Source organism: Candidatus Magasanikbacteria bacterium, assembly GCA_021648085.1.
In the GTDB taxonomy this organism is placed as follows: domain Bacteria; phylum Patescibacteriota; class Patescibacteriia; order Magasanikbacterales; family UBA922; genus JAKITS01.
Window position 1 is genome coordinate 492,622 of the sequence record JAKITS010000001.1, and the last position, 22,650, is coordinate 515,271.

22 protein-coding genes are annotated in these 22,650 nt (G+C 33.1%); 2 read left to right on the top strand and 20 right to left on the bottom strand.

Annotated features, from left to right (window positions below):
• Positions 1-20 precede the first annotated feature (20 nt).
• Together L3J07_02460 and L3J07_02465 are read right to left on the bottom strand one after the other, a co-directional pair.
• Positions 21-500 carry a DUF4234 domain-containing protein gene (locus L3J07_02460; protein MCF6276691.1) on the bottom strand — a complete coding sequence of 160 codons (480 nt, stop codon included), beginning with the start codon at positions 498-500 and terminating at the stop codon, positions 21-23.
• 75 nt (positions 501-575) lie between these two features.
• The gene (locus L3J07_02465) at positions 576-1,079 is read right to left on the bottom strand and encodes an ImmA/IrrE family metallo-endopeptidase (protein MCF6276692.1); all 504 of its coding nucleotides are present in this window, start codon (positions 1,077-1,079) and stop codon (positions 576-578) included.
• Positions 1,080-1,199: 120 nt separating this feature from the next.
• Here L3J07_02465 and L3J07_02470 point away from each other — a divergent pair, with 120 nt between their 5' ends.
• Both L3J07_02470 and L3J07_02475 read left to right on the top strand, forming a co-directional pair.
• On the top strand, positions 1,200-1,487 hold the full coding sequence (locus L3J07_02470; protein ID MCF6276693.1) for a hypothetical protein: 288 nt from the start codon (positions 1,200-1,202) through the stop codon (positions 1,485-1,487).
• A 100-nt stretch (positions 1,488-1,587) separates the two neighbouring features.
• A complete protein-coding gene (locus L3J07_02475; protein MCF6276694.1) occupies positions 1,588-2,256 on the top strand; it encodes a hypothetical protein in 669 nt (222 codons plus the stop codon).
• 53 nt (positions 2,257-2,309) lie between these two features.
• On the opposite strand, the gene dnaJ is transcribed toward L3J07_02475, so the two are convergent.
• The 18 genes from dnaJ to L3J07_02565 all read right to left on the bottom strand — a co-directional run bounded on the left by dnaJ (position 2,310) and on the right by L3J07_02565 (position 22,525).
• Positions 2,310-3,389, bottom strand: coding sequence for a molecular chaperone DnaJ (gene dnaJ, locus L3J07_02480; GenBank protein MCF6276695.1), 1,080 nt, complete (start codon positions 3,387-3,389; stop codon positions 2,310-2,312).
• Between the two features lie 59 nt (positions 3,390-3,448).
• Positions 3,449-5,392 (bottom strand): molecular chaperone DnaK, encoded by a 1,944-nt coding sequence (gene dnaK, locus L3J07_02485; protein ID MCF6276696.1) that lies wholly within the window; start codon positions 5,390-5,392, stop codon positions 3,449-3,451.
• 57 nt (positions 5,393-5,449) lie between these two features.
• Positions 5,450-5,881, bottom strand: coding sequence for an Hsp20/alpha crystallin family protein (locus tag L3J07_02490; GenBank protein ID MCF6276697.1), 432 nt, complete (start codon positions 5,879-5,881; stop codon positions 5,450-5,452).
• Between the two features lie 4 nt (positions 5,882-5,885).
• A complete protein-coding gene (locus L3J07_02495) occupies positions 5,886-6,359 on the bottom strand; it encodes a nucleotide exchange factor GrpE (GenBank protein ID MCF6276698.1) in 474 nt (157 codons plus the stop codon).
• Positions 6,356-7,033 (bottom strand): hypothetical protein, encoded by a 678-nt coding sequence (locus tag L3J07_02500; protein ID MCF6276699.1) that lies wholly within the window; start codon positions 7,031-7,033, stop codon positions 6,356-6,358. Before L3J07_02500 ends, L3J07_02495 begins: the two co-directional genes overlap by 4 nt.
• Positions 7,034-7,174: 141 nt before the next feature.
• The gene (locus L3J07_02505; protein MCF6276700.1) at positions 7,175-12,556 is read right to left on the bottom strand and encodes a hypothetical protein; all 5,382 of its coding nucleotides are present in this window, start codon (positions 12,554-12,556) and stop codon (positions 7,175-7,177) included.
• 139 nt (positions 12,557-12,695) lie between these two features.
• The gene (locus L3J07_02510; GenBank protein MCF6276701.1) at positions 12,696-13,289 is read right to left on the bottom strand and encodes a hypothetical protein; all 594 of its coding nucleotides are present in this window, start codon (positions 13,287-13,289) and stop codon (positions 12,696-12,698) included.
• 34 nt (positions 13,290-13,323) lie between these two features.
• On the bottom strand, positions 13,324-14,031 hold the full coding sequence (locus L3J07_02515; protein MCF6276702.1) for a YidC/Oxa1 family membrane protein insertase: 708 nt from the start codon (positions 14,029-14,031) through the stop codon (positions 13,324-13,326).
• A gap of 40 nt (positions 14,032-14,071) precedes the next feature.
• Complete coding sequence (locus tag L3J07_02520; GenBank protein ID MCF6276703.1) at positions 14,072-15,511, bottom strand: CCA tRNA nucleotidyltransferase; 1,440 nt, start codon at positions 15,509-15,511, stop codon at positions 14,072-14,074.
• A gap of 1 nt (position 15,512) precedes the next feature.
• Positions 15,513-16,511, bottom strand: coding sequence for an NAD(P)H-dependent glycerol-3-phosphate dehydrogenase (locus L3J07_02525; protein MCF6276704.1), 999 nt, complete (start codon positions 16,509-16,511; stop codon positions 15,513-15,515).
• A 7-nt stretch (positions 16,512-16,518) separates the two neighbouring features.
• Positions 16,519-17,328: an undecaprenyl-diphosphate phosphatase gene (locus L3J07_02530; protein MCF6276705.1), complete on the bottom strand. Its 810-nt coding sequence runs from the start codon at positions 17,326-17,328 to the stop codon at positions 16,519-16,521.
• A gap of 5 nt (positions 17,329-17,333) precedes the next feature.
• Positions 17,334-18,476, bottom strand: coding sequence for a hypothetical protein (locus L3J07_02535; protein ID MCF6276706.1), 1,143 nt, complete (start codon positions 18,474-18,476; stop codon positions 17,334-17,336).
• Positions 18,477-18,539: 63 nt separating this feature from the next.
• Complete coding sequence (locus L3J07_02540; protein ID MCF6276707.1) at positions 18,540-19,055, bottom strand: prepilin-type N-terminal cleavage/methylation domain-containing protein; 516 nt, start codon at positions 19,053-19,055, stop codon at positions 18,540-18,542.
• Positions 19,056-19,175: 120 nt separating this feature from the next.
• Complete coding sequence (locus L3J07_02545; GenBank protein ID MCF6276708.1) at positions 19,176-19,691, bottom strand: prepilin-type N-terminal cleavage/methylation domain-containing protein; 516 nt, start codon at positions 19,689-19,691, stop codon at positions 19,176-19,178.
• A 673-nt stretch (positions 19,692-20,364) separates the two neighbouring features.
• Positions 20,365-20,904, bottom strand: a complete 540-nt coding sequence (locus L3J07_02550) for a hypothetical protein (GenBank protein MCF6276709.1) — start codon at positions 20,902-20,904, stop codon at positions 20,365-20,367.
• A gap of 91 nt (positions 20,905-20,995) precedes the next feature.
• Positions 20,996-21,553, bottom strand: coding sequence for a hypothetical protein (locus tag L3J07_02555; GenBank protein MCF6276710.1), 558 nt, complete (start codon positions 21,551-21,553; stop codon positions 20,996-20,998).
• The gene (locus L3J07_02560; protein ID MCF6276711.1) at positions 21,520-21,909 is read right to left on the bottom strand and encodes a hypothetical protein; all 390 of its coding nucleotides are present in this window, start codon (positions 21,907-21,909) and stop codon (positions 21,520-21,522) included. Before L3J07_02560 ends, L3J07_02555 begins: the two co-directional genes overlap by 34 nt.
• Positions 21,910-22,072: 163 nt before the next feature.
• On the bottom strand, positions 22,073-22,525 hold the full coding sequence (locus L3J07_02565; protein ID MCF6276712.1) for a hypothetical protein: 453 nt from the start codon (positions 22,523-22,525) through the stop codon (positions 22,073-22,075).
• Positions 22,526-22,650 lie beyond the last annotated feature (125 nt).

The window sequence follows — 22,650 nt, forward strand, 5'->3', positions numbered from 1 at the left end:
TTAATAAAAATAAGTTTAAGTTAAGATAAATTTCCAAAAAATATAATAATAAGAAAAACAACACCAATTACAACTAAAATTTTCTGCAGCCAGTTAAATTTTTTAGGTTTTAATTTTGGATTTTCTACTTTATAAAATCTATTCATATTTTTTACCAAAGGTAGTAACGGTATAAAAGTAAAAAATGAAATCATCCAAAAAGGATTTGGTAAGATATATAAAATTGACAATATAAAATAAATCATACCTATATTTTTTGAATCGGATTTTTCTATTTTTAAATCTTTATCTTTTAAAAATTCTTGGAAATTCTTTGCAAAATCTCCAGCATAAAAAGGAGAAAAAAAAGCTCTCCAAAAAGGATTAATATTCATCTTCTTTTTATTTTTTAATAATTTCCAACCCCTATAAAACCAAACTAATTCGTAAATTCCAAAAGTTATAAGAGAGAGTAGAATAAAATTATTAATAGGAATAATTTTTACTTTTTGTTTTGGCATATTTTAAATTATATAAACTACACTTACATTATAACAATAAAAAAGATGCAAAAAAAATTGCATCTTATATTTTTACTAAAGCTGTTTAAAACCAGCATCCCTAAACTCTTGCATTAAAACGACTAAAACAGAATCTAACTCTTTGGGCATATAATAAAAAATTATATCAAATTCATTATCCAAATAATCGAATTTTTTATGTAAAATAAACAAAGAAAACTTTGAAGCCTCAATTTCAAAATATACCATCTGTTCTTGGTACACATCTTCACTTATAAAATCGTCTGGCACATAATTTGTATGCCCTAAAGCGTGATGCCCCACTTCATGAAAAAAAACAAACCACTGAAACTCTTTTGGAAATCTTTTCAAATAATCTGGATTTAGAAATAAAAAAGGCACACTAGCCTCCCAATTAAAACTACACCCAGCATTTGTATTATGACTATCTACAATTATCAATTTTGTACCTTCATAATTATAAAACTGCTCTTTTGGAATGTCAACCTCATAGTACAAATTTGCGGACGAACAACCAAATATAAAGATCGCGAACAGAACAAAAGTTACATTTCTCATCTTTCACCTCCTACAAAACACATTAGCAAAAATCTACTATTTTGTCAATCTAAGTTGACAAAACAAAAAAAATATGATACTGTTTTAATGTTCTTTTATACCCAAACTAGGAGAAGATAAGTGAAAATTTTACCAATAATCTCACCAAAAGTGCTTGCTATAAGACTTTTAAAAATTAGCGAGCAGATCTCAAATACAGAAGACAAGTTTGAAAAAATTCAAAAGCTATTAAATACACCCATTAATATAACTTTAGAAATTTTATCTTTTTTAATCTTAATCACTATGGTTTTAGGAAATAAACCAAGATTTTTATTAAAATTCATAGAAATGTATGTTGAAAGTATTATTTTTAACAAAAAACATGAGTTAGATAAATTTTTCAACAATGAGGTATGTAGACCATAAAAAATAAACCCTACACAAAAATGTAGGGTTTTTTATTGACTAAATCTACTTTTTTAGATACTCTATACTCAGTCGACCTTTACAAACAACGGAGTGAAAGATGGAAAAATTACAAATTCTTATTGCACTTAGCGCAAAAGATAAAAAAAGTGATCCACTAAATCAATCATTAATTTTTACCGAGGATTTTAAAATTTTTGCTATTTTTAGCCAAGAACAATTCCAAAAACTAACATATTTGTACGAAATTAGTTTTGATAACACAGAAACACAAAACCTCTTACCTACTCATTCTGAAAAAGAGGTAATTGAGATAAATTGTGATCCAAACACAAACCCAGCACTATATTTAATGTTTATGGATTTGAGTGATCTGTACACAATAAGAGTAAAGATGGAAAAAGATTTAGGAAAAATATTAGGAATAGAAGCAAAAAAAACTTATTTATTCAATACATTGTTCCCCTTAAAAACAGATTTTGACAAAGATGTTTCTGAAAATCCTATTCAAGATACTGAAATTCCAAAAGAAGTAAAGTTTGAAGAAACTCCATTTTGTAAATCTTGTGATAATTTAGAACCTTTTACACCAACAATAACACTAAATGTTGGAGAATTTTGCCTAAAATGTTGTGACTTCCCTATTGGAAATAGTATTGCAAAACAAAGAATAAAACTTGCAATAACAAAAAGAAGGGTTCAACTTCAAATGGATTATTACTATCTAAAAGCAGAAGGATTAGAAATAGAACTTTCAGACCTTCCATAAATCAAAAACCCTGCACAAATTGCGGGGTCTTTTTATTTTCAAATAAATTAATTTTACAATTCACTTTCCAATTCTTTCAACAACTTTTTCGCTTTTCTGCTTACTCTTTTTGGAATGTTTACAATTACCTTCAAAAAGTGATCTCCTCTTCCAGATCTATTTAATCTGTGTGCACCTAAACCTCTCAAACGAATTTGCTGTCCAGACTGAGTTCCAGATGGTACTACCACTTTTTTCTTGCCATCCACTGTGTTTACCTCTACTGTCTCACCCAAAACTGCCTGTGGATAATTTACAGTCAAATTAGAATAAATATCTGCCCCACTCCTTTTAAATTCTTTGTGAGATTTAACATGCACAACCACATACAAATCTCCAGAAGTCGCATTTTTACCTAAGTTCTCCCCTTTTCCAGAGATTCTTATAGTTTCACCGTTACTTATCCCAGCAGGAATTTTGAATTTATAGCTTGATGCACTTTTTTCAAAACCACGACCATTGCAGTGTTTACATTCTTTTTCTGCCTTATCCCCCACACCATTACAGCTTGAGCAAACTGCATTTGTTTGTATGGCACCCAGAATTGTCTGTTGAACTCTAGAAACTTGTCCCTGTCCATTACACTCTCTACAAGTTTTTATATTTGAACCGGGTTCTGCACCACTTCCAGCACAAACATCACAATTATTATTTTTTGTTAAATTTATTTCTCTTTCAATTCCAAAAACTGCGTCTTCAAAACTAATCTCAATATCAACCTGAATATCTTTTCCTCTTTTTCCTTTTCTGTTTCTATTTCCTCCAAATCCAAACAAGTCTCCCACTATATCTCCAAAATCAAACTGAAATCCCCCTCCACTTTGTCCGCGAGAAGCATTCATAAAGTCTTCCCAACCAGCTCCACCACCAAATCCACCTTGCTGATCAAAATTAGACCCAAACTGATCATATTTTTGTCTTTTTTCTGGTTTACCCAAAACTTGGTAAGCCTCATTTACCTCCTTAAATTTAGCCTCGTCCCCAGTTTTTTTATCCGGATGAAACTTGTGCGCCAACTTACGAAAAGCCTTTTTCACTTCATCATCCGTTGCACTCTTCTCCACTCCTAGAATTTTATAATAATCTTTTGACATAATTTATTTTAAAACCACGAACCCCGAGCAGTACTCAGGGTTCGGATGTTTTATGACGATTATTTCTTTTCGTCTACTACTTCACCCTCAATTGTCTCACCTTCTTCTTTCTTTTCTTCTTTTCCTTCTGTTTTTGAAGTTTCAGCTTTTGCGTCTGCTTCCGTTTTAGCCTGTTCTTGTTGGTACATTTTTGTTCCAATAGCTTGTCCAGCAGTTGCCAAATCATCAGACGCTTTTTGAATAGCTTCCAAATCATCGCCATCTTTTACCTCTTTCAACTTCGCAAGTGATGCTTCTACACCTTTTTTCTCATCGTCTGTAAGTTCAATTTTCTTCTCTTCCACATCTTTCATCATTTTCTCAGTTGTGTACACCATTGTATCAGCTGTATTTTTTGCGTCAATTAGCTCACGCTTCTTTTTGTCGTCGTCTGCGTGTGCTTCTGCATCCTTTTTCATTCTTTCTATTTCCTCGTCAGAGAGACCGCTGGAAGCCTCAATACGAATTGACTGCTCTTTTCCTGTTGCCTTATCTTTTGCAGAAACATTCAAAATTCCATTTGCATCTATGTCAAAGTTTACCTCAATTTGTGGTACTCCGCGCGGTGCTGGTGGAATTCCATCCAACATAAACCTTCCCAAAGTCTTGTTGTCTCCTGCCATTTGTCTTTCACCTTGCAAAACATGAATTTCCACACTTGGCTGACTATCTGCTGCAGTTGAGAAAATCTGACTTTTTCCTGTAGGAATTGTTGTATTTCTCTCAATAAGTTTTGTCATTACAGAACCCATTGTCTCAATTCCAAGTGAAAGTGGAGTGACATCCAAAAGCAAAATCTCTTTGCCCAAATCACCTTGAAGCTGTCCAGCCTGAATTGCTGCTCCCAAAGCTACAACTTCATCTGGATTGATACTTACATTTGGTTTTTTACCAAAAAATTCTTCTACTTTTTTCTGTACCAACGGCATACGAGTCATACCACCAACCAAAATCACTTCTTCAATATCTTTCTTATCATATCCAGAATCACTCAAAGCTTTTTTCACTGGCTCAAATGTTTTTTCTACCAACTCCATTACCAACTCTTCCAATTTAGCGCGAGTCAATTTCAATACCAAATGCTTTGGCCCATCTGTCCCAACTGTAATAAACGGCTCATTGATTTCTGTTTCTTTAGAGCTAGAAAGCTCAATTTTTGCTTTTTCTGCTGAATCCTTTACACGCTGAAGTGAAAGCGGATCATTTGATAAATCAATTCCCTCATTTTTCTTAAATTCACCTATAATCCAAGCAATAATCTTTTGGTCAAAGTCGTCTCCACCCAAATGAGTATCACCACTTGTTGATTTTACCTCCACTGTAGAATTGTTGTCTTCCTTGTCATAAGAAATATCTAGAACTGAAACATCAAATGTTCCACCTCCCAAATCGTACACCAAAATCTGCTGGTCATTGTTCTTGTCAAAACCATACGCAAAAGCTGCTGCCGTTGGCTCGTTGATAATTCTACTCACCTTCAATCCTGCAATTTCTCCTGCATCTTTTGTTGCCTGTCTTTGTGAGTCGTCAAAATATGCTGGCACAGTAATAACTGCTTCTGTGATTTTTTCTCCCAATTTTTCTTCTGCGTCTGCTTTTAACTTTTGCAAAATCATTGCAGAAATTTCCTGTGGAGTATAAGTTTTATCACCCATTTTTACCTTTACTTTTTCACCGTCTGCTGTGATTTCGTAAGGCACATGTTTTTTAATTTCATCCACTTCTTTATCTTTGATACTACGCCCAATAAGACGCTTGATAGAATAAAGTGTATTTTGTGGATTTGTGGTTCCTTGACGCTTTGCAAGTTGCCCTGCCAAACGCTCACCACTCTTTGATACTGCGACCACAGACGGAGTGGTTCTGTTGCCCTCCTTACTTTCCAAAACTTTTGGCTGACCACCTTCCACAATGGCCATACATGAATTAGTTGTTCCAAGGTCTATACCTAGAATTTTTCCCATATAGTACTTTTACTTAATTTTTAAGGACTTGGCTGAAAATTTCAACCAAGAGACTTACTAATTAATATTAATATCAATTTTCTTTATTTCTTTTTTTTCCTCCTTTATTGGACAGGTTATTTTCAAAACACCATCTTTAAAATCTGCACTTATCTTTTCCTTATTTACAGTAGAAGGTAGAGAAATTTGCCTAAAAAACGAACCCATTCTTACCTCTTTTCTATAATAACTCTTATCATCCACTTCATGCTCTTTTTTACTCTCACCTTTTATAGTTAGAACATTATCTTCCACAGAAATACTTACATCTTTTGGATTTATCCCTGCCAAAGGTGCTTCCACAACCACCCTTCCATTCTCCTCATAGACATCTACAGCTGGTATAAATGACTTTCTATTTATAGGGTTTCTATTTGGCAAAAAACGCTTCATCATCTCTTCCATTTCTTCAAATGGATCTAACATTGGTCTCCACTTCATTATTGACATATTTTTATTTATTTACTATCACTCTAGCAACTTTCAAAACCTTGTCGCCAACCTTATAACCAACACCAACTTCTTTCAAAATTTTTCCACTTTCAAACTCTTCTGAATCTTCCTCACTTACAGCCTCGTGAAATTCTGGATTAAAATCTTCTCCAACAGTTTTTATTACTTCTATCCCATTTTGAGTCAAAATATCTTCAAACTGTTTCATTATAAATCCAATTCCTTTTGACCAACTCTCCCAATTCTTGTCTTCTGGCAAATTGTCTTTATGTGCAAAAGCTGTTGTAAAATTATCAAATACTGGTAAAAAATCTTCTATTACTTGAACCTTACTCATCTTTGCCCAAACAATTCTTTGCTCAGAAACTTCCTTTTGCAAATTCTGATAATCAGCCTGCGCGCGTAAAGCCATATTTTTATATTCCTGTATTTTACTTTTCTTTTTTGCAGGTTTTATTATTTTTTCTTTTTTCATAATTTACTAATCAAAAATTTTAATATAGCTATATTTTTCTCATAATCCATTCTAGTTGGACCAATCAATATAAACAAACCCTCTTCTCCAAATCTTGCAATAATACTAGAGCAAGATGAGCCGAGCGGATTTTCTCTACCTATTAAAACACTCGTTTTATTCTGCTCTATTTTACCCAAAAGATTATAAACTATTTCTTCACATTTATCAAACATTACAGATGTGTTTAGAGTATTTATATGATTTTTAAATTCTGGCTGTGAAAATAAATTGGAAATTCCTGTGTAGTAAACAGAATTACTATTAAAAGCCACAAAAACGGCATTGTTTAAAAATTCTGCAACCTCTTGAGCTATTTTTTTTACCCTATCGCAACCTTCAAAATTCACTATTTCACTTTTTTCCAACACTTCCTTAAACTCACCAATTCCTACTGGTTTTATTATATTCTCAACATAAAACTTATACCCTTTTTCTGTAGGAATTCTTCCTGCAGAAGTATGAGGATGAGTCAAAAATCCTTCAGATTCAAGCTCTCGCATCTCATTTCGAACTGTCGGTGCACTTACATCCAAACTCCCGCTGTTTGCTAAGAATTTAGATCCAACTGGCTCTACAGTTTTTATATAATTTTCTATGATAAGTTTTAGTAATTTTTTCTTTCTTTCTTTCATATATTATCACTCTAACCTATTGAGTGATAATATATCACATCTATTTTTTAGTGTCAAGAAAAAATAATAATAGAGTATTTTACAAACTCTATTATTAATAAAAACATAAAAAAACCCGCATTTCGCGGGTTTTTTATGTTTTTATTTTAACTCTTTTCCTATTTCGTATTCTTCATCATTTTTTATCGTCACTATTCTATCCCACCTAAAATTCAATCTACTAAAGGCTTCCTCGTTTTTAATATGTCTTTTTACTTGTTTTGTCTGGTCTGTTAGGTCTGGCTCTAGCCTAAATACTTCTGGGTTATTTTCATATTTAACAAGTGTGTAGTTTGGATGGCGATTTGTATAATCTATTATCTCACCAATTGTGTATTTATTGAGAAGTCTTGGGTCAATATCTTCTATCCAATTCCAACTATAGTTTAGTTTATTAAATACTTCTTCAGAGTCTATCCAATATTTTTGATTACCAAGAAGTAGGTACACCATTGGATCTGTTGTAATTTTTACAAGAGCACCATATTTTGGATCATATTTTGGACCCCAAGGCATAAAACCTAAAGTGTCATCTTCTACTGTTTCTAGTCTTTTCTCTTCTACTATCTCCACATTATTCCAAGAGTCAAAGTATGTGTAGAAAACATCTGCCCTACTAAAAGCTCTTTTTTTACAGTCTGGTGTAACAAGATATACGGCAGAAGAGTTTGGTGTTTTATATACTCCACCTTCTTTTAGACTGCAGTCTGAACCTTGTTTTTCTGTTTGAGTATCAGTCTCAGTTTCTGTATTTAACTCATTTAACAGAATTGTGTCAAAATATGTTGATGCTGTTCCACCGCTTGAAAGAAATTTAGAATAAACAGTTTTTTCTCCATTTCCAGAAGGCAGTTTCCAGTTTAATTTTGAGGTAAATGGTGTAAATACTGAACCAGCAAAATCTTTTGAATTTGAAACTGCCATTCTATCTGCATCTAATATGTTAAAAGTTATAGTTACATCTCTTGACTCTGTTGTATAAGCTCCATAATTTATTACAACTGGATTAGAAATTTCTGATTCATCTGTTAAATTTATTAGATTAATTTTCACAGAATCATAATTTAAAAACTCTGCATACTCTATTTCCAAATCTAAAACTCCATCTTTGTTTGTGTCTACTTTTTGACTCACACCCTTTATTAGGTTCAATATAATTGGGTCTGACTCAATTGTTACCGTAATACTCTCTTTTGCTATTCTAGAGACAAACACACTATGAAAAGAAGCTCCAACTTCTGCAGATTTTTCTTCTTGCAGGAAAAACTCTGTAAATAATAATCCTGACGATACACTTTCCGTAGCTGGAGTTTTGGATGGAGTTGGTGGTGGTGCAAAGAATCCACCGCCGGTAGACGCAACATCGTCATCTGTAATAGTTGCGGTTACACTTGCGATAGTTAAGCTGTCAAAGTTAGAGTCTGAGCTTGCAGATGTGTTTGAGATTATAGTTGTAGTCTCGCCATCAACCTCGCTATCATCTGTAGCTGTGACTGTCACAGTTTGTTCTGTATCCCAATTTGCATTTGTAAAGGTGAGGTCAGAGGAAGAAAGACTAACTTCTGAGTTTGATAGTGCGGCTGACACAGTTACATCGTCCGTAGGTTGTGCGTCTAAAACCGCAGTGTATGTGTCAGTTGTTGACCCTTCTGTCACAGAAACAGACGAAAGAGAGATTGTAACTCCTGCTGTATCATTGTTTGTAATTGTATATGTGTAAGTTGTAGTAGAACCTAGCGAACCTCCAACAGGGTTTGATATTGTTATTATTAGAGTTTCATCATTTTCAACCAAGTCATCATCTACTACAACCAAACTCAAAGAAGTTGTTGTGTTTCCATTTGTAATTGAAGCCGTTCCGCTAGAAAGTGTGTAATCTGTTCCACTTCCTGTTGCTGTTCCTCCTGTTATTGCATAATCTACTGAGACATCACTTACTACACTTTGATCTGAAGAAATTAAGACAGAGACTGCTGTTGTTCCCTCATCTCCAGAAGCTGTGGTTGCAGAAAAATTAATCTCATAATCAAACTGCCAACGAGTATTATTTCCAGAATCACTACAACCGGTTGTACATACTATTTGTGTACTACTTAAGTTATTATTATCTTTTACATCTAGATATTGTGCGCTCGTTGTACTTTTTGGATCAAACTTTGTCTGTGTTCCAGAGCTACTACTTCTTAGGCTCAAAAGATTTCCAGATGTTCCTGCCAAAGTTAGAGTTCCATTTACTGTTGTGGTCGTACTAGCTGGAAGTGTAAAAGTGTTTGCAGATGAGTCTGTTTTAGTTAGGTTATAAAAAGTATTTGCACCAGAAATTGTCTGGCTTGCGCCAACAAAGTCTACCGTACTTGAGTTTGGTGTAAGTGTACCTCCTGTGTTTAGGAAGTCTCCTGTTATATTTAATGTTCCAGTTGCTGAATATATTCCAGATGCCAAAGTTATATCATTATTTATATTTGTTGTTGCAACACTCGGAGCCAAACTATCTCCAGAATCTGTAAAATTTATAGAAATATCATAAAAATCCACAATAGAAGTAGAATAAGCATCTGAACTTGCATCACCATTTCCAACATATTCTACTGTTCCTGAATCTGTGTCATTTGTAAGTGTTACAGTCTCACCTCCTTGAATACGAAGTGTTCCATCGTTGCTAAATGTACTTGAAACAGTTAAATTATTTCCATTTAATGCGACTGTTCCAGAGCTAATTGTCATTGTGCTTGTAGCTACCGTACTCGTATTGAATGTATATGTTCCACCTCCTGTGAAAGAAACATCATAAAAAGTTGAAAAACTTGGAAGAGTGTATGAACTAGCTCCATAAAATATAGCTGAACTTCCAGAGCTAAAACTAGGATAAGTTGCGTTTGTTGTAACAGTCTCACCACCTTGCATTTTTAAAATTCCACCATCTTGTACCACTACTGTTCCAGAAGATCCATTTACTATTAAAGTATTTCCGTTTAGGTCTAAGGTTCCTTCTATTATGTTTAAATCTGTATTCGCATAATCCATTGTTAAACCAGAATTTAATGTGACAGTTCCTGATGATTTATTTATGTTTATATCTGAATTTATTTTATCTTCCACTCCTGTTAAATCTATTGTCTGATCTTGGGTTCCCGTTAGGTTGAATGTGGCCACATCTAAATTGTCAAATGTGCTGGCCATTGAAAAGTTTGTTCCAGTAAATTCTAATATATTACCAGGCATCCTACCATCAATAAGATTTAAAGTAGAAGAAACTACTAATGTATCTCCTGAAGCAATAGTGACTGTTTGACCACTATCTCCTTCTATTGTTAAGTTTGTAAAAGTAAAAGTTGTTGGTACATCTATAGTTGCTGATGTTGAATGAGTATAATATAATGTAGTTCCATTTTCATAAACAGTAGCACCAGCTCCAATAGTAAGATTGTAAACAAGACTTGTTGTTCCGGTTGGGAATGTAAAAGTTCCGCCTGTAATAAAAAGACCCTCGTAAATATATGTGATTGAAAGATCACCTGTTCCACCATCGAAAGTACCTCCAGAAACTATTAAAGCCCTATAACTTTCCATTAATGCACTTTGCATATTGAAAGTTCCACCAGAGATATTTATAGCATAGGAGTTAAAATCCAAATAGTTTGAATTTTGAGCATCAAAAGTTCCTCCTGTCATTGTAAAAGCACCGTTAAACACAATGTCAGTAGAACTTGCGTTTATTGTTCCAGCTTCTAAATTTAAAGTACTTTCAAAAGTAGTAGAAGCTACACCAGAAAATTCTATTGTTGTATTCGTTGCGTTTAGTGTAAATTTAGGCATATCGACATCTGCTGGAATTATTATATTCCTTGTGTCTGTTCCTGTTATTTTGAGAAGTCCTGTTCCACCATCAAATGTAGTGGCCATAGAAAATCCACTTCCAGGACCTATAAATTCAAAAGTACCTGAACCATCCAAAGCACCATCAACTAAATTTAAAGTAGAAGAAACTACTAATGTATCTCCTGAAGCCATGCTCACTGTTTGATTAGTACTTCCATCAATTATAAAGTTTGTAAAAGTAAAAGTTGTTGGTACATCTATAGTTGCTGATATTGAATGAGTATAATATAATGTAGTTCCATTTTCATAAACAGTAGCAGTTGCACCAATTGTTAAATTTCTTTTTAAAGTTGTTGTTCCTGTTGGGAATGTAAAAGTTCCTCCTGAAATTGTAAGATTTGCATATGTATATTGAATTGTAAGATTTCCTGTTCCACCATCGAAAGTTCCTCCAGAAACTGTTAAAGTGTTATAACTTTCCATTAATGCACTTTGTAAACTAAAAATACCACCTGATATAGTGGTAGAGCCATTAATATCCAAATAATTTGAGTTTTGTGCATCAAAAGTTCCTCCTGTCATTATAATAGATTTAAAGCTTATATCCGTAGAGCTTGCATTTATAGTACCAGCATCCAAATATAAATAACCTTCAAAAGTTGTAGACGCTACTCCAGAAAATTCTATTGTTGTGTTTACTGCGTCCAATCTAAGTAAAGGAAGCTTAACATTTGCATCAAGTATAATATTTCTTGTTTCTACTCCTGATATCTTAAGCTGTCCAGATGATGCAGAAGATCCGCCATCAAATGTTGTAGCCAAAGAAAAACCACTCCCAGGACCTGTAAATTCTAAAACTCCAGTGCCATCTAGCTCTCCGTCTATAAGCGTAAGAGTGGAAGAGACTATTACAGTGTCACCAGTATAAATAGCTAACCGCTGACCGCTTCCACCAGCAATTGTAAGGTTTGTAAAAGTAAAAGTTGTTGGAACATTTAAAACAGCACTAGTTATAAAAGTCATTATCAAATTTGTGCCATTTTCATATACAGTAGCACCAGCTCCAATAGTTAAATCGTCTGTAATAGTTGTTGTTCCGGTTGGGAATGTAAAAGTTCCACCTGAAATTGTAAGATCTGCATAACTATACTGGAATATCATAGTTCCTGTTCCACCATCGAAAGTACCTCCTGAGAAAACGAAATTATTATATGGTTCGAATACTGAAGATTGCATATTAAATGTACCTCCTGAAATTGTAGTAGATCCATTAATATCAATAATCGTATCCCCTGCATTAAATGTGCCATCAGCTTGTGTAAAATTTCCAGTAGTAAGCGTAACACCTGTTGCAACAGTAATAGTCCCAGAATAACCAGCATCTATTTGAAAAGTTGTAACAGTAGAATCAACATCAATAGTTGCATTGTCCACATCTCCACCATCAAAAATAGCTGTGTCTCCAGAAACAGGATGAGTAGTATCATTTGCCCCACCGGTTGTGGTGGACCAATTTGTGTCAGCAGAAAAATTTCCTCCAGAAGTTCCTATCCAATATTTGGTGGCTGCTTGTGACGCCGTAGGAATTAGTGAAAAAAATAAAAATAAAAAAATAAAAAAGAATAATTTTCTATACAAAAAATTATTTTTAGGTTTAGCTATCATATATAAAAATAAATAAAAATCTCTATTAATCTTTTAATTATATCTTTTAATTACAATAATATCAAATTGGGAATTGTGAATAAAAAATTATTAAAAACAAAAAAAGACGCTCAGCGTCTTTTTTTTATTTTTGTGTGTTTTATTCTGCTATTTTTTTGTATTCATTTACACTTCCAATTTCACTTAAAAGTATATTTTCCACAAAAATTCCACGAGGGTAAAAAATTCTTTCTATTTCATTTTTTAATTCTGTCTCAACCTCATCTCTTTTTACACCTACTATTTCTTCTTGTGTAAATTTACTTGCAACCATTCGAATACGACTTCTTACAGTTGGACGAATTATTTTTATTACAAAATCTTCTCCTATTGTTTGCCACAAAGATGGGATTTGTTGAATATCCAAACGAAGTAGAATTGTTCCCTCAAAAGCAATGCGTTTTGCATCTTTTGTGACAGCCGATATTGGAATATCTCCCATTGCTTTTTCATGCTCTGGGTTAAATTTACGAGAAATTCCATACTCCAAAGTTTGTGTATTAAAAAGCTTGGCTTTTTGCCAAAATGGTATTTTGAAATGTAATCCTGGAGTCAAAACCTTTTTCAATACTCCACGACCAAGATCATAAACACATGCAACATATCCAGGTGGTACATAAATAAAGAAGCCTTTTAGGACATCTTCCATTACAAATGAGTACATTAATTTATCTAGTGACTCTTCTTGAGACATAATATTATTTTAAACTATTTTTCTAACAAATTTACTAACTGTCCTCCATCTTTTTTGGTGTAAAAACTACTTTAGTAAACTGGTGTACAATAACAGAAAATAGCAGAGATGTCAAGACAAAAAGTGCTTTCACCATTGGTAAAAACCATAAAATTAGAAATACTGAAAATGGAAACAAGAAGAAGTAAGCTAAATCTTTTTTTCTAACTTTTAGTTTTAATTTTTTATATTTCCTATAAATTTCAAAAAATAACAACATTCCAACTAGTGCAGACCAAAAAAAACTATGGTTCATACCCAACTCAAAACCAAAAAAAATAGTATTTATATCTCCTGGTAACTCCACAGAAGGATACAAAAACTTTGCAATTTTATCTCCTGTAATACCACGCAGAAAAACCTGATAAATCAAAATTAAAACTACTGCTTGTATACCCAAAACAACGGCCTTTGCCCACGGCTGAACTCTGCGAAGTTTAAGCATTTTTCTTATCTCTTGCTTTTTTGTAATAGAATCCATGTGAACATTTTTCTGTACAGCCTTCACATCTTTTATTAAAACCTCGTTTCTAACTCTATTTCTTTCGCTAACAAGAGTAAATGGTAATAATGCTATACGCAGCAAAATTGTCACATTTACAACCGCCCATCCAAGATTTTGGTTTGTCCAATTGTTATAAACCCAAATCAAAAAATTAAACAATGGTTTATATAGTAGGTCGTTCCAAATGGAAATTAACATATTTTATAAAGCTTTTATTTTTAAAGTATACCACAAAAGTTTAAGTTTTTTCCCAATCTTCAACATCTTTTAAATATTCGTCTTTTATACTTAAAAAATACTTTTGTGCTGGCTCGTGTTCGTTTGGGATAACCCCATCCAAAATAGCTGTCTCTATCGCCTCTTTTATCTTACCGACCGTTGGACCTGGTTTTAATGAACACAGCTCCATAATTTCCTCTCCACGAACTGGAGACTGAAAAGCTCTCAACTTATCTCTTTCTAACACCTCTTCAATTCTCTCTTCCAAGAAATCGTAGTTTTTAAGTCTGCGCTCTTTTTTTGATGGATTTCCTGTGGTAATATCACTTCTTCCTAATTTCAATAAATCCTCCAACTCTTCACCTGCATTTACAATAAGACGACGCACCGCGCTGTCTGTAATTTTGTCATCCATAAGGCTTATTGGGTGTTGATGCCAACGCACAAGTTTTGCAGTATAAGCAATGTCTGTTTTTTTCATTCTAAGTCGCCTCCCTATGTTCCACACCATTTTTCTACCAAGCATTTCATGCCCATCAAATGTCCAACCTCTACCTTTTGTAAATCTTTTTGTTCCTGGCTTACCAATATCGTGCATAAGTGCCGAAAAACGCAACATTACATTATCAGTATATTTAGAGATGTTATCCACAACCTTAAATGTATGTGCTAAATTATTTTTGTGGGTTTGCCCATAAACTTCTTCGACACCATACAAATCATTTATTTCTGGTAAAAAATAATTAAAAAGTTTTGTATTATAAAGAGCCCAAAGACCAACTGAAGGTTCTTTTGTTTTAAGAAGCTTAAAAAGCTCTTCATTTATCCTTTCTTTTGAAATTATTTTTAACCTTTCTGCATTTTTTTCTATCGCTCTATAAGTTCCTTCTTCAATCTCAAAATCAAGCTGCGCAGAAAATCGAACAGCTCGCATCATACGAAGTGGATCATCAAAAAAAGTTTTATTTGGATCTATTGGTGTTTTTAAAATTCCACCTTCTAAGTCTGCAATTCCATTAAAATTATCAACTACATTTTCAATCTTTCCAACCAACAAATCTGCAACACCTAAAGCCATAGCGTTTACTGTAAAATCTCGTCTAGACAGATCGCTTTCTAAAGTTGCAGATACAACTTTTGGCTTGCGTGTATCCTCTTTGTATTCTTCGCTTCGAGCCCCAGCAAACTCCAACTCCAAACCATTATCAAATACATATCTAGCAGTATCAAAATCTTCAAACAAAACCAAAGACCCAACCTCACCCATAACTTTATCTACTTTTTTTGCAAACTCAACACCACTTCCCAAAACAACAAAATCCACATCTTTTGTTTTAAGTTGTGTAAAATTACCATTTGGATTATCTTTTAAGAAACGAAGTAGATCACGAACAAACCCGCCAACAACATAAACCTTCCCCACTTTCTGAATTTCCTGTAAAACTTTCTTCAATTCCATACTAAATCTTTTTTAAAAACATGTCTATCAGTTTTTTTTGTTTTATCTTTCCTGTAGTTTTTACACACTTTGAAACCAATTTTGCCAGAGGTAATTCTATTTTTTTTGTTTTTGTAATACTCAAAAGTGCTTTTACTGCAGAAACACCTTCCACAGTTTGTCCAACTTTTTTTATAGCATACTTTGGAGACATACCTTTTCCAAGTGCTTCACCAAAACTTCTATTTCTACCTTCTTTTGAAAATCCTGTAGTTATTAAATCTCCAATTCCTGCAAAACTGTAAACACTATCATCTTTTCCAAAAAATACCTTATTTAATATACTCATCTCTTCTAAAGCTAACACAACAAAAACAGCTTTGGTATTTTCACTAAATCCAAGACCATCGCAAATACCCAGAATTATTGAATACACATTTTTTGTAAAACCACCCAACTCCACACCAACAATATCAGAAGTTGGATATAGTTTTAAAAAATCATTTTGCAAAACTGAACTCACCACTTTTATAGCTTTTTCATCTTTAGATGCGATATTCATAAAAGTATAATTTCTTGTTGCCATCTGCCTTGCGATAGCTGGACCAGAAATTGCAACGACACTTCCTTTAAACTCTTTATTTTTTTTCATTAACTCTGGAATAAATCCAAAAGTGTCAGGGCATACACCTTTCGAACTATCAACCACAATAGAATTTTTATTTAAAAATGGTATTGTTTTTTTAAAATTACTCAATATAACATTTGTGGGTAGTGCAAAAATAACTATACTCGCACCACTTACTGCTTTTTCTAAGTCTTTTTCAGCTTTTATTTTTTTTGACAATTTTACACCTTTTAGATACTTTCTATTTTCCTGAAAACTAGCTATTTGAGTCAAAGGCTCAATATCCCCTTCCCAATTCCATATTTTTACATTAAATCCATTTTCTGCAACTACCTGGGCCAATGCTGTACCCATATTTCCTGCACCTATTACTGTTACTGTTTTGTTAGACATAAATATTTTAAACAAAATATAAAATTAAAATTAAAGCACCCAATACAAATCTATAAATTGCAAAATCTTTGAAAGTTCTTTTTTGTATAAACCGCATCAAAAAGCAAATAGCAAAAAAACCACTTACAAATGCTGATATAAATCCTACAAAAAGATGAGAGACAGAAATGGTTTCTAAACTAGATTTGGTAATATCTAAAAAAGTCAAAAGCCCTGCGCCAAAAATTACAGGAATACTCATCAAAAAAGAAAAACTCGCCGCATCCTTCCTATTCATTCCTTTTAAAAGTCCCGCACTTATCGTAATTCCAGACCTGCTCGTACCTGGAATTAAAGCTATTGCTTGGGCAAAACCTATGAACAATGTATCTTTCCAGTTTAAGTCATTGTGTGTTTTTTGTGTTTTATGATGTCTGGATTTCCAATCTGCAAACCACAATACCCCACCCCAAAAAATAAGACCAAAAGCAACAACCAAAACAGATCTTAGACTATTTTCCACAAAATCTTTTATTAAAAAACCTACCAATACTGCTGGTAAAGTAGAAATAGCGAGCAGAAAAATAAACCTCCTTTCTTCTTTGTTATCTTCTGTTTTTCCAAAAATAGAAAATAACAATGATAAAAGTTTTTTACGAAAATAAAATACAACAGCTAGTAAACTTCCTAAATGCAGGACAACATCGAAAAACAACCCCTGATCAGACCAGTTAAGCCAATTAGAGAGTAATATTAGATGTCCTGAAGATGAAATTGGCAAAAATTCAGCAACACCTTGCAGTATTCCTAAAAAAAATGCCTGAAAAAATGTAGTCATAAAATCTAAAACCACTTTAAAATACTATAGACAATACCACCAGAAAGAGTTAAAAGAAGTATTATAATTAAAAATAAGACATGATGCAACTTAAATCTACCAGTTTTAAGATCTCCGAGTTGTTTTGCACGCCAATAAATCAACAAAACCAAAAGCATTTGTGAACTCAAAAATACACCTCCTATTACATCTATTGTCTGAATAAACCCCCTTATTCCAGCCAAAAATAATATAATTGGTAATACGGAGACAATAATGGAAGCTAGTAATTTAGGCATTTTAAAATCCCACATAAACGAATCTTTGAGAGCAAGACCGGTAAGCAAAAAACTATTTCCCATAGCAGTAACCGCAAAAACATTACCCAAAATCAACATTATTGGACCAACTTTATACCCCAAACCAATTGTTGCAATTTCTGTAGTGTCTGCACCAGTCACACCCACTACCACAAGAGTAAAAAGAGAGTAAATCAAGATATTTATTAATCCTGCTAAAATTATAGATTTTTTAAAAATTCTTTTATCTCCTTTTATAATACTCTTTGCTTCTGGAATTGTAGCTAAACCACTATAAGCAAAAAGTAGCACACCGTAAGGCACAAATAAAAACTTCCAATTTACATATACTAAATTTTGAACTTCAAAATGAGAAAAATTTAAAAAAACTATTAAAACTACAATTAAAATTAAACCCAAACTTGTAATAAGTTCAACTTTTTTAATAACGCCCATTCCAACAAAAATTAAAGCTGTTGCAAAAACAAAAAATAAAATACTCCAAATAAAAATACTACCACCAAACAAAGTTGCAAGAGCTTGCCCTTCTCCTATTATATATACAACTAGCACCCCAAAAGCCATAGAATAAACCAACGACATCATTAAAAATTCACCAAATCTTCCCAAATACTTTCGTGCCAAACCAACGAGTTGTAAATTAGTTTTCAACTTAGACAAAACCTCTCCAATTAAAAGATTTAACCCTGTCATAAGCACACCAAACACAACTATATAGACTAGACCAACCATAAGACCAACTTTTGCAACAACAAAAGGTATCCCCAAAACTCCAGCACCAACAGTACCACTAACTATCAAAGCCGTGGACTCATACAGGTTTAGTTGTTTTCTATTTTTATCTTTCATATTTACTCTTAAATTATAACACAAAAAAAACAAACGCAACCTACGCTTGTTTTTTGTTTTTACCTATCTACTCAGCTCTACCTCTGCGCTAAGCTCGTGCTCACAAGCACGAATAGTCACAAGATCTGCAGATGATTTTTCCAGAGTATAACCTGTAATAGATGCAGACCAAGCACCGTCTCCATTTGGACTAATAGGGATTGAGCCCAAGTATCCCTGTGTCACCATATCTGAAATATCCACACAGACAGACTGTGTTGGATCTGTAGTACAAAAACTTGTCACATTTGAAGCTGTAGCCCCAGTCACACAAGTTCCGATAAGATAAACCTGCCCAACAGTTGTGTTTGTAATTGTAGTAAGGTATGTACCGCCGTTGTCAATTTGATCCACCTTAACAGCCTGAAGAATGTTATTTACATCTGAAAATCTTCTTGCATCTCTTGCATCTTTAAAACGCTTTGCAGGATTTAGAGCTACAAAAATTAAAAGAGCCAGAATTGCAATAATTGCAATAACTAAAAGTAATTCGATTAAAGTAAAACCTTTTCTTTTTTCTAAGTACTCTTTAATTTTCATAAAAAAATAACGAAATAATAATACATACATTATACCACAAAATAAAAAATATTTAAATTTATAAGACAAAACAAAAAACAAGCCTTATGCTTGTTTTTTGTTTTTGAAGTTTTTTGAAAACTAACGAGTTAAAGTAATCTCTGTTGTGTTCTCATCTTCACAAGCTCTAATAGTTACAGACCCATTTGCAGCTTTTGCAATAGTGTATCCTGTGTTTGCAGCTGACCATGTTGCGGTACCATCAGGACTTATAGGAATAGATCCTAAATAACCATCTGTCACAAGTCCGGTTAAGTCTGCACAAGCATCTTGAGTTGGTTCTGTTGTACAAAGATAATTTGTTACTGTGGTTGTTGCTCCAGTAGTACAAGTACCGACCATATAAACCTCGGAAGCTGTCGCACTAGTAATACTAGCTAGGTACGGACCTTTATTATCCACCTGGTCAACCTTAATTGCGGTCAAAATATTATTTACATCCGAGAACCTTCTTGAATCACGAGCGTCTGCAAACCTAGTTGCAGGATCTAACGCTACAAAAATTAAAAGAGCCAAAATCGCAATAATTGCGATTACCAAAAGCAATTCGATTAAAGTGAAACCTTTTGCTTTTGCCAAAGTTTTTTTCATTTGCATATGCTATGAATTATATAAATAATAATTAATAAATAATCTTACGAATTTAATTATACCATATTTATTAATTTTTTTTATATTAGACTTGTGTATAACTTACAAATTCTCCTCGTATAGATGCATTTCTAGACTATTAAAATAAACTGATTTTTTAGTATGTTTTTATATTATAATTGTGCATTTCATAAACATAGATAATACATATAATTTATAAAATTTTATTTATAAGTTCTATTCAAGAAACTATCAAAAAAATATCCTGTTGGATATTTTTGTACACTCCAAAAGAATCTCACTACTCACCTCTTCGGGTTGCGCTCCTAAGAACCTTCAGGTTCTTAGGAAAACCTCCTCTACAAGTAGGGGAAAGTTTTCCCCTACCACCCCTTAGTTCGAATCCCTTGGCGTCAAAAAAATACCATTTCAGGTATTTTGTTTGTACACGCCAAGGGATTCGAACCCGAATATGCAGGTTTTGAAATGTCACTTAACCTAGCAAAATTGCTAAAATAAGCGAAATTTACGACTTCGCTAAAATCTCAATTTTCGCTGAAAAACGACAAAAACTGAATTTTTGGGCAGATTTTGGGCAGATTGATCTCAAAACAAAACACCACTCTATTTTGAAGTGGTGTTTTGTTTTTGTTTGAATATCGAGATAGCTTCCGAGCTTTTATTTTGTGATTTGTTTAAAACTTTCAAGCATTGTTTTTGCAAATTCTTTTGGATTTTCTACTTCTCTACTAATATTAAACTCAAAATATTCATTTGTGTTTTCTGGAGTAAAGATTAGAATTGTACCTAAACCATGTGTAATTACTGAAGCGTTCCATGCAAGATCTTCTTTTTCTTCTACAAGAACAGGATCTCCTTTGTGGTAATCTTCAAACTTTTCAAACACACCAGCGTTATAAGAATCTACATGGAAAATAAACACACCTCTTTTATCATCTTTTTCAAAGTAAATACTATCTCCGACAGGTCCACCCTCAGAATATAACTTCACGTCATTTCTTTCTTCTTTAAATTCAAAATTCTTAGGAATGTTTACAGTAAACCCAATTTTGTTATTTGTGTATTCACCATTATCAACTACCACGTCATTTGGCACTTCATCCATTTGTTGGTTATCCAAAGAATTGAAGTATAGAAAACCTCCAACAGCAGTTACAGCCACAATAAATGCAATAATAATTTTTATTTTTTTATTCATAATTTTTTATTAGTTTCATAATTTGTTAAAAGATACACTAAAGCATAAAAAAAGTCAACAAAAAACCCGCCTTTTTAAGACCGGTTACAGTTTAGTAAGGTACATTTATGGGTACATAATCTAAATATTCCCAATCATCATCGTCATCATCTATAGTATCAACGTAAACATCTGCTTGGTATGTTCCTGCTTGACTTAGATGTAAAGAATGCCATGTATACCCATGCTCCCAAACATAAGGGCTGACGGAATTCCATCCAGAAGTTTGGGTCGCATATACTTCGTCATTACGGTAAAAAATTGTCTTAAATCTATGTTCTTCTCGGATATTATGAATACCTGATAAAACATAAACTGTTTGACCTGTATAATAAGTATATGTTTCTGTTGTACAAGAGTAAACCCAGTTTGTTGATGAGCTTCCAGTTATACCTCTACAGGCTTTGGTACTCCAATCACTTTCCAACTGCCTATATTCATTAAAAACATATTCGTTTTCAGTTGTGGAGCCTAGTCTATACACGTGAAGGTATAAAGTTGAATAAGTGTCCATCCAAGAATCTATATCCCAGTCATGCACACCAACCGTATTGCTAGAAACAAAATTAGCATCTACTACTCTGATAACGCCACTACCAAGGTCTTCCAAAAAAAAATGGCTGTGTGCATGCCTGTTACAAAAGTCGTGTTATTATATGCACTACAAGATTCATAACCTGAAGATGTATTAATTTGAATCACATCGCCTAGTTGGGCGTTTGTAATTCCACCAGACACTTCAGAACCAAGATCAAGATAAGCTTGGCAATATCCTGTACCAAGAGTAGCACCTAATTCTTGGTTGATTACTTGTTGAACAAACCCCTTACACTCAAAAGGGTAAACATTTTCAGTGTCATAGCTAAGAGCAGTGCCAGCTAATTCATCATTGGTAAAAGCATATACACTTGAAACACAAAAAAACATAACACAAAATAAAATAAAGATTTGTGCGTACTTTCTCATTTTCTCTCTCCTCTGCTCGGTTTTGGGTTGTTGTGAAGGAACATTTTTTCCGAGCGTTGGCAGCAGTTTAAACTATTTTTTATTAGTTGTCAAGTCTTTTTTAACAAATAGTATTTTTTTGTTTTTAATTTATAAGAATTCTATTTGAATTATTTAATACATTTTATTTTAAAGGCAATTCAATTGTACGTAAACTTAAATTTTTATCATTACACTCTGTGCCTAATTTCAAACTGTCTGGATTTTTTACACATTCACTTTCTAAGAAAACTGCCTTTGTTCCATCATTTGAGATTATGATAAGTTTACCTCTGGTTGGCAATTCTTCTGTCTTTCTAGTGTTAAAATCTAAATGATAATTGAAAAATGGCCCATTATTTAATTTGGAATCTTTTGGCCATTGCCAAGCAGATCCAATTAAAGTATTTTCAGTTAAAGATGTAAGAATAGGATCAATATGCCTAGTATAAAACCCTAGAGAATCTTTTATTTCATTATTTTTCATAATTCTAGTCCAACCTACATCTCCTTCCTTACCAAACCCTATATGATCAAAGGTAAATATGTTTTTATTATCATCTAACGTTGAGGTACACGGCACATTTTTACTATTCATCCAGTCCAACAAGCGATTTAATTGACGATTTGTTTCAATAAATTTACGCTGAATAAAATAATTGTATGAAAGGGCTATAAAAAATACTAATATTATTGCTGATATAACTACTACTTTTTGTTTTT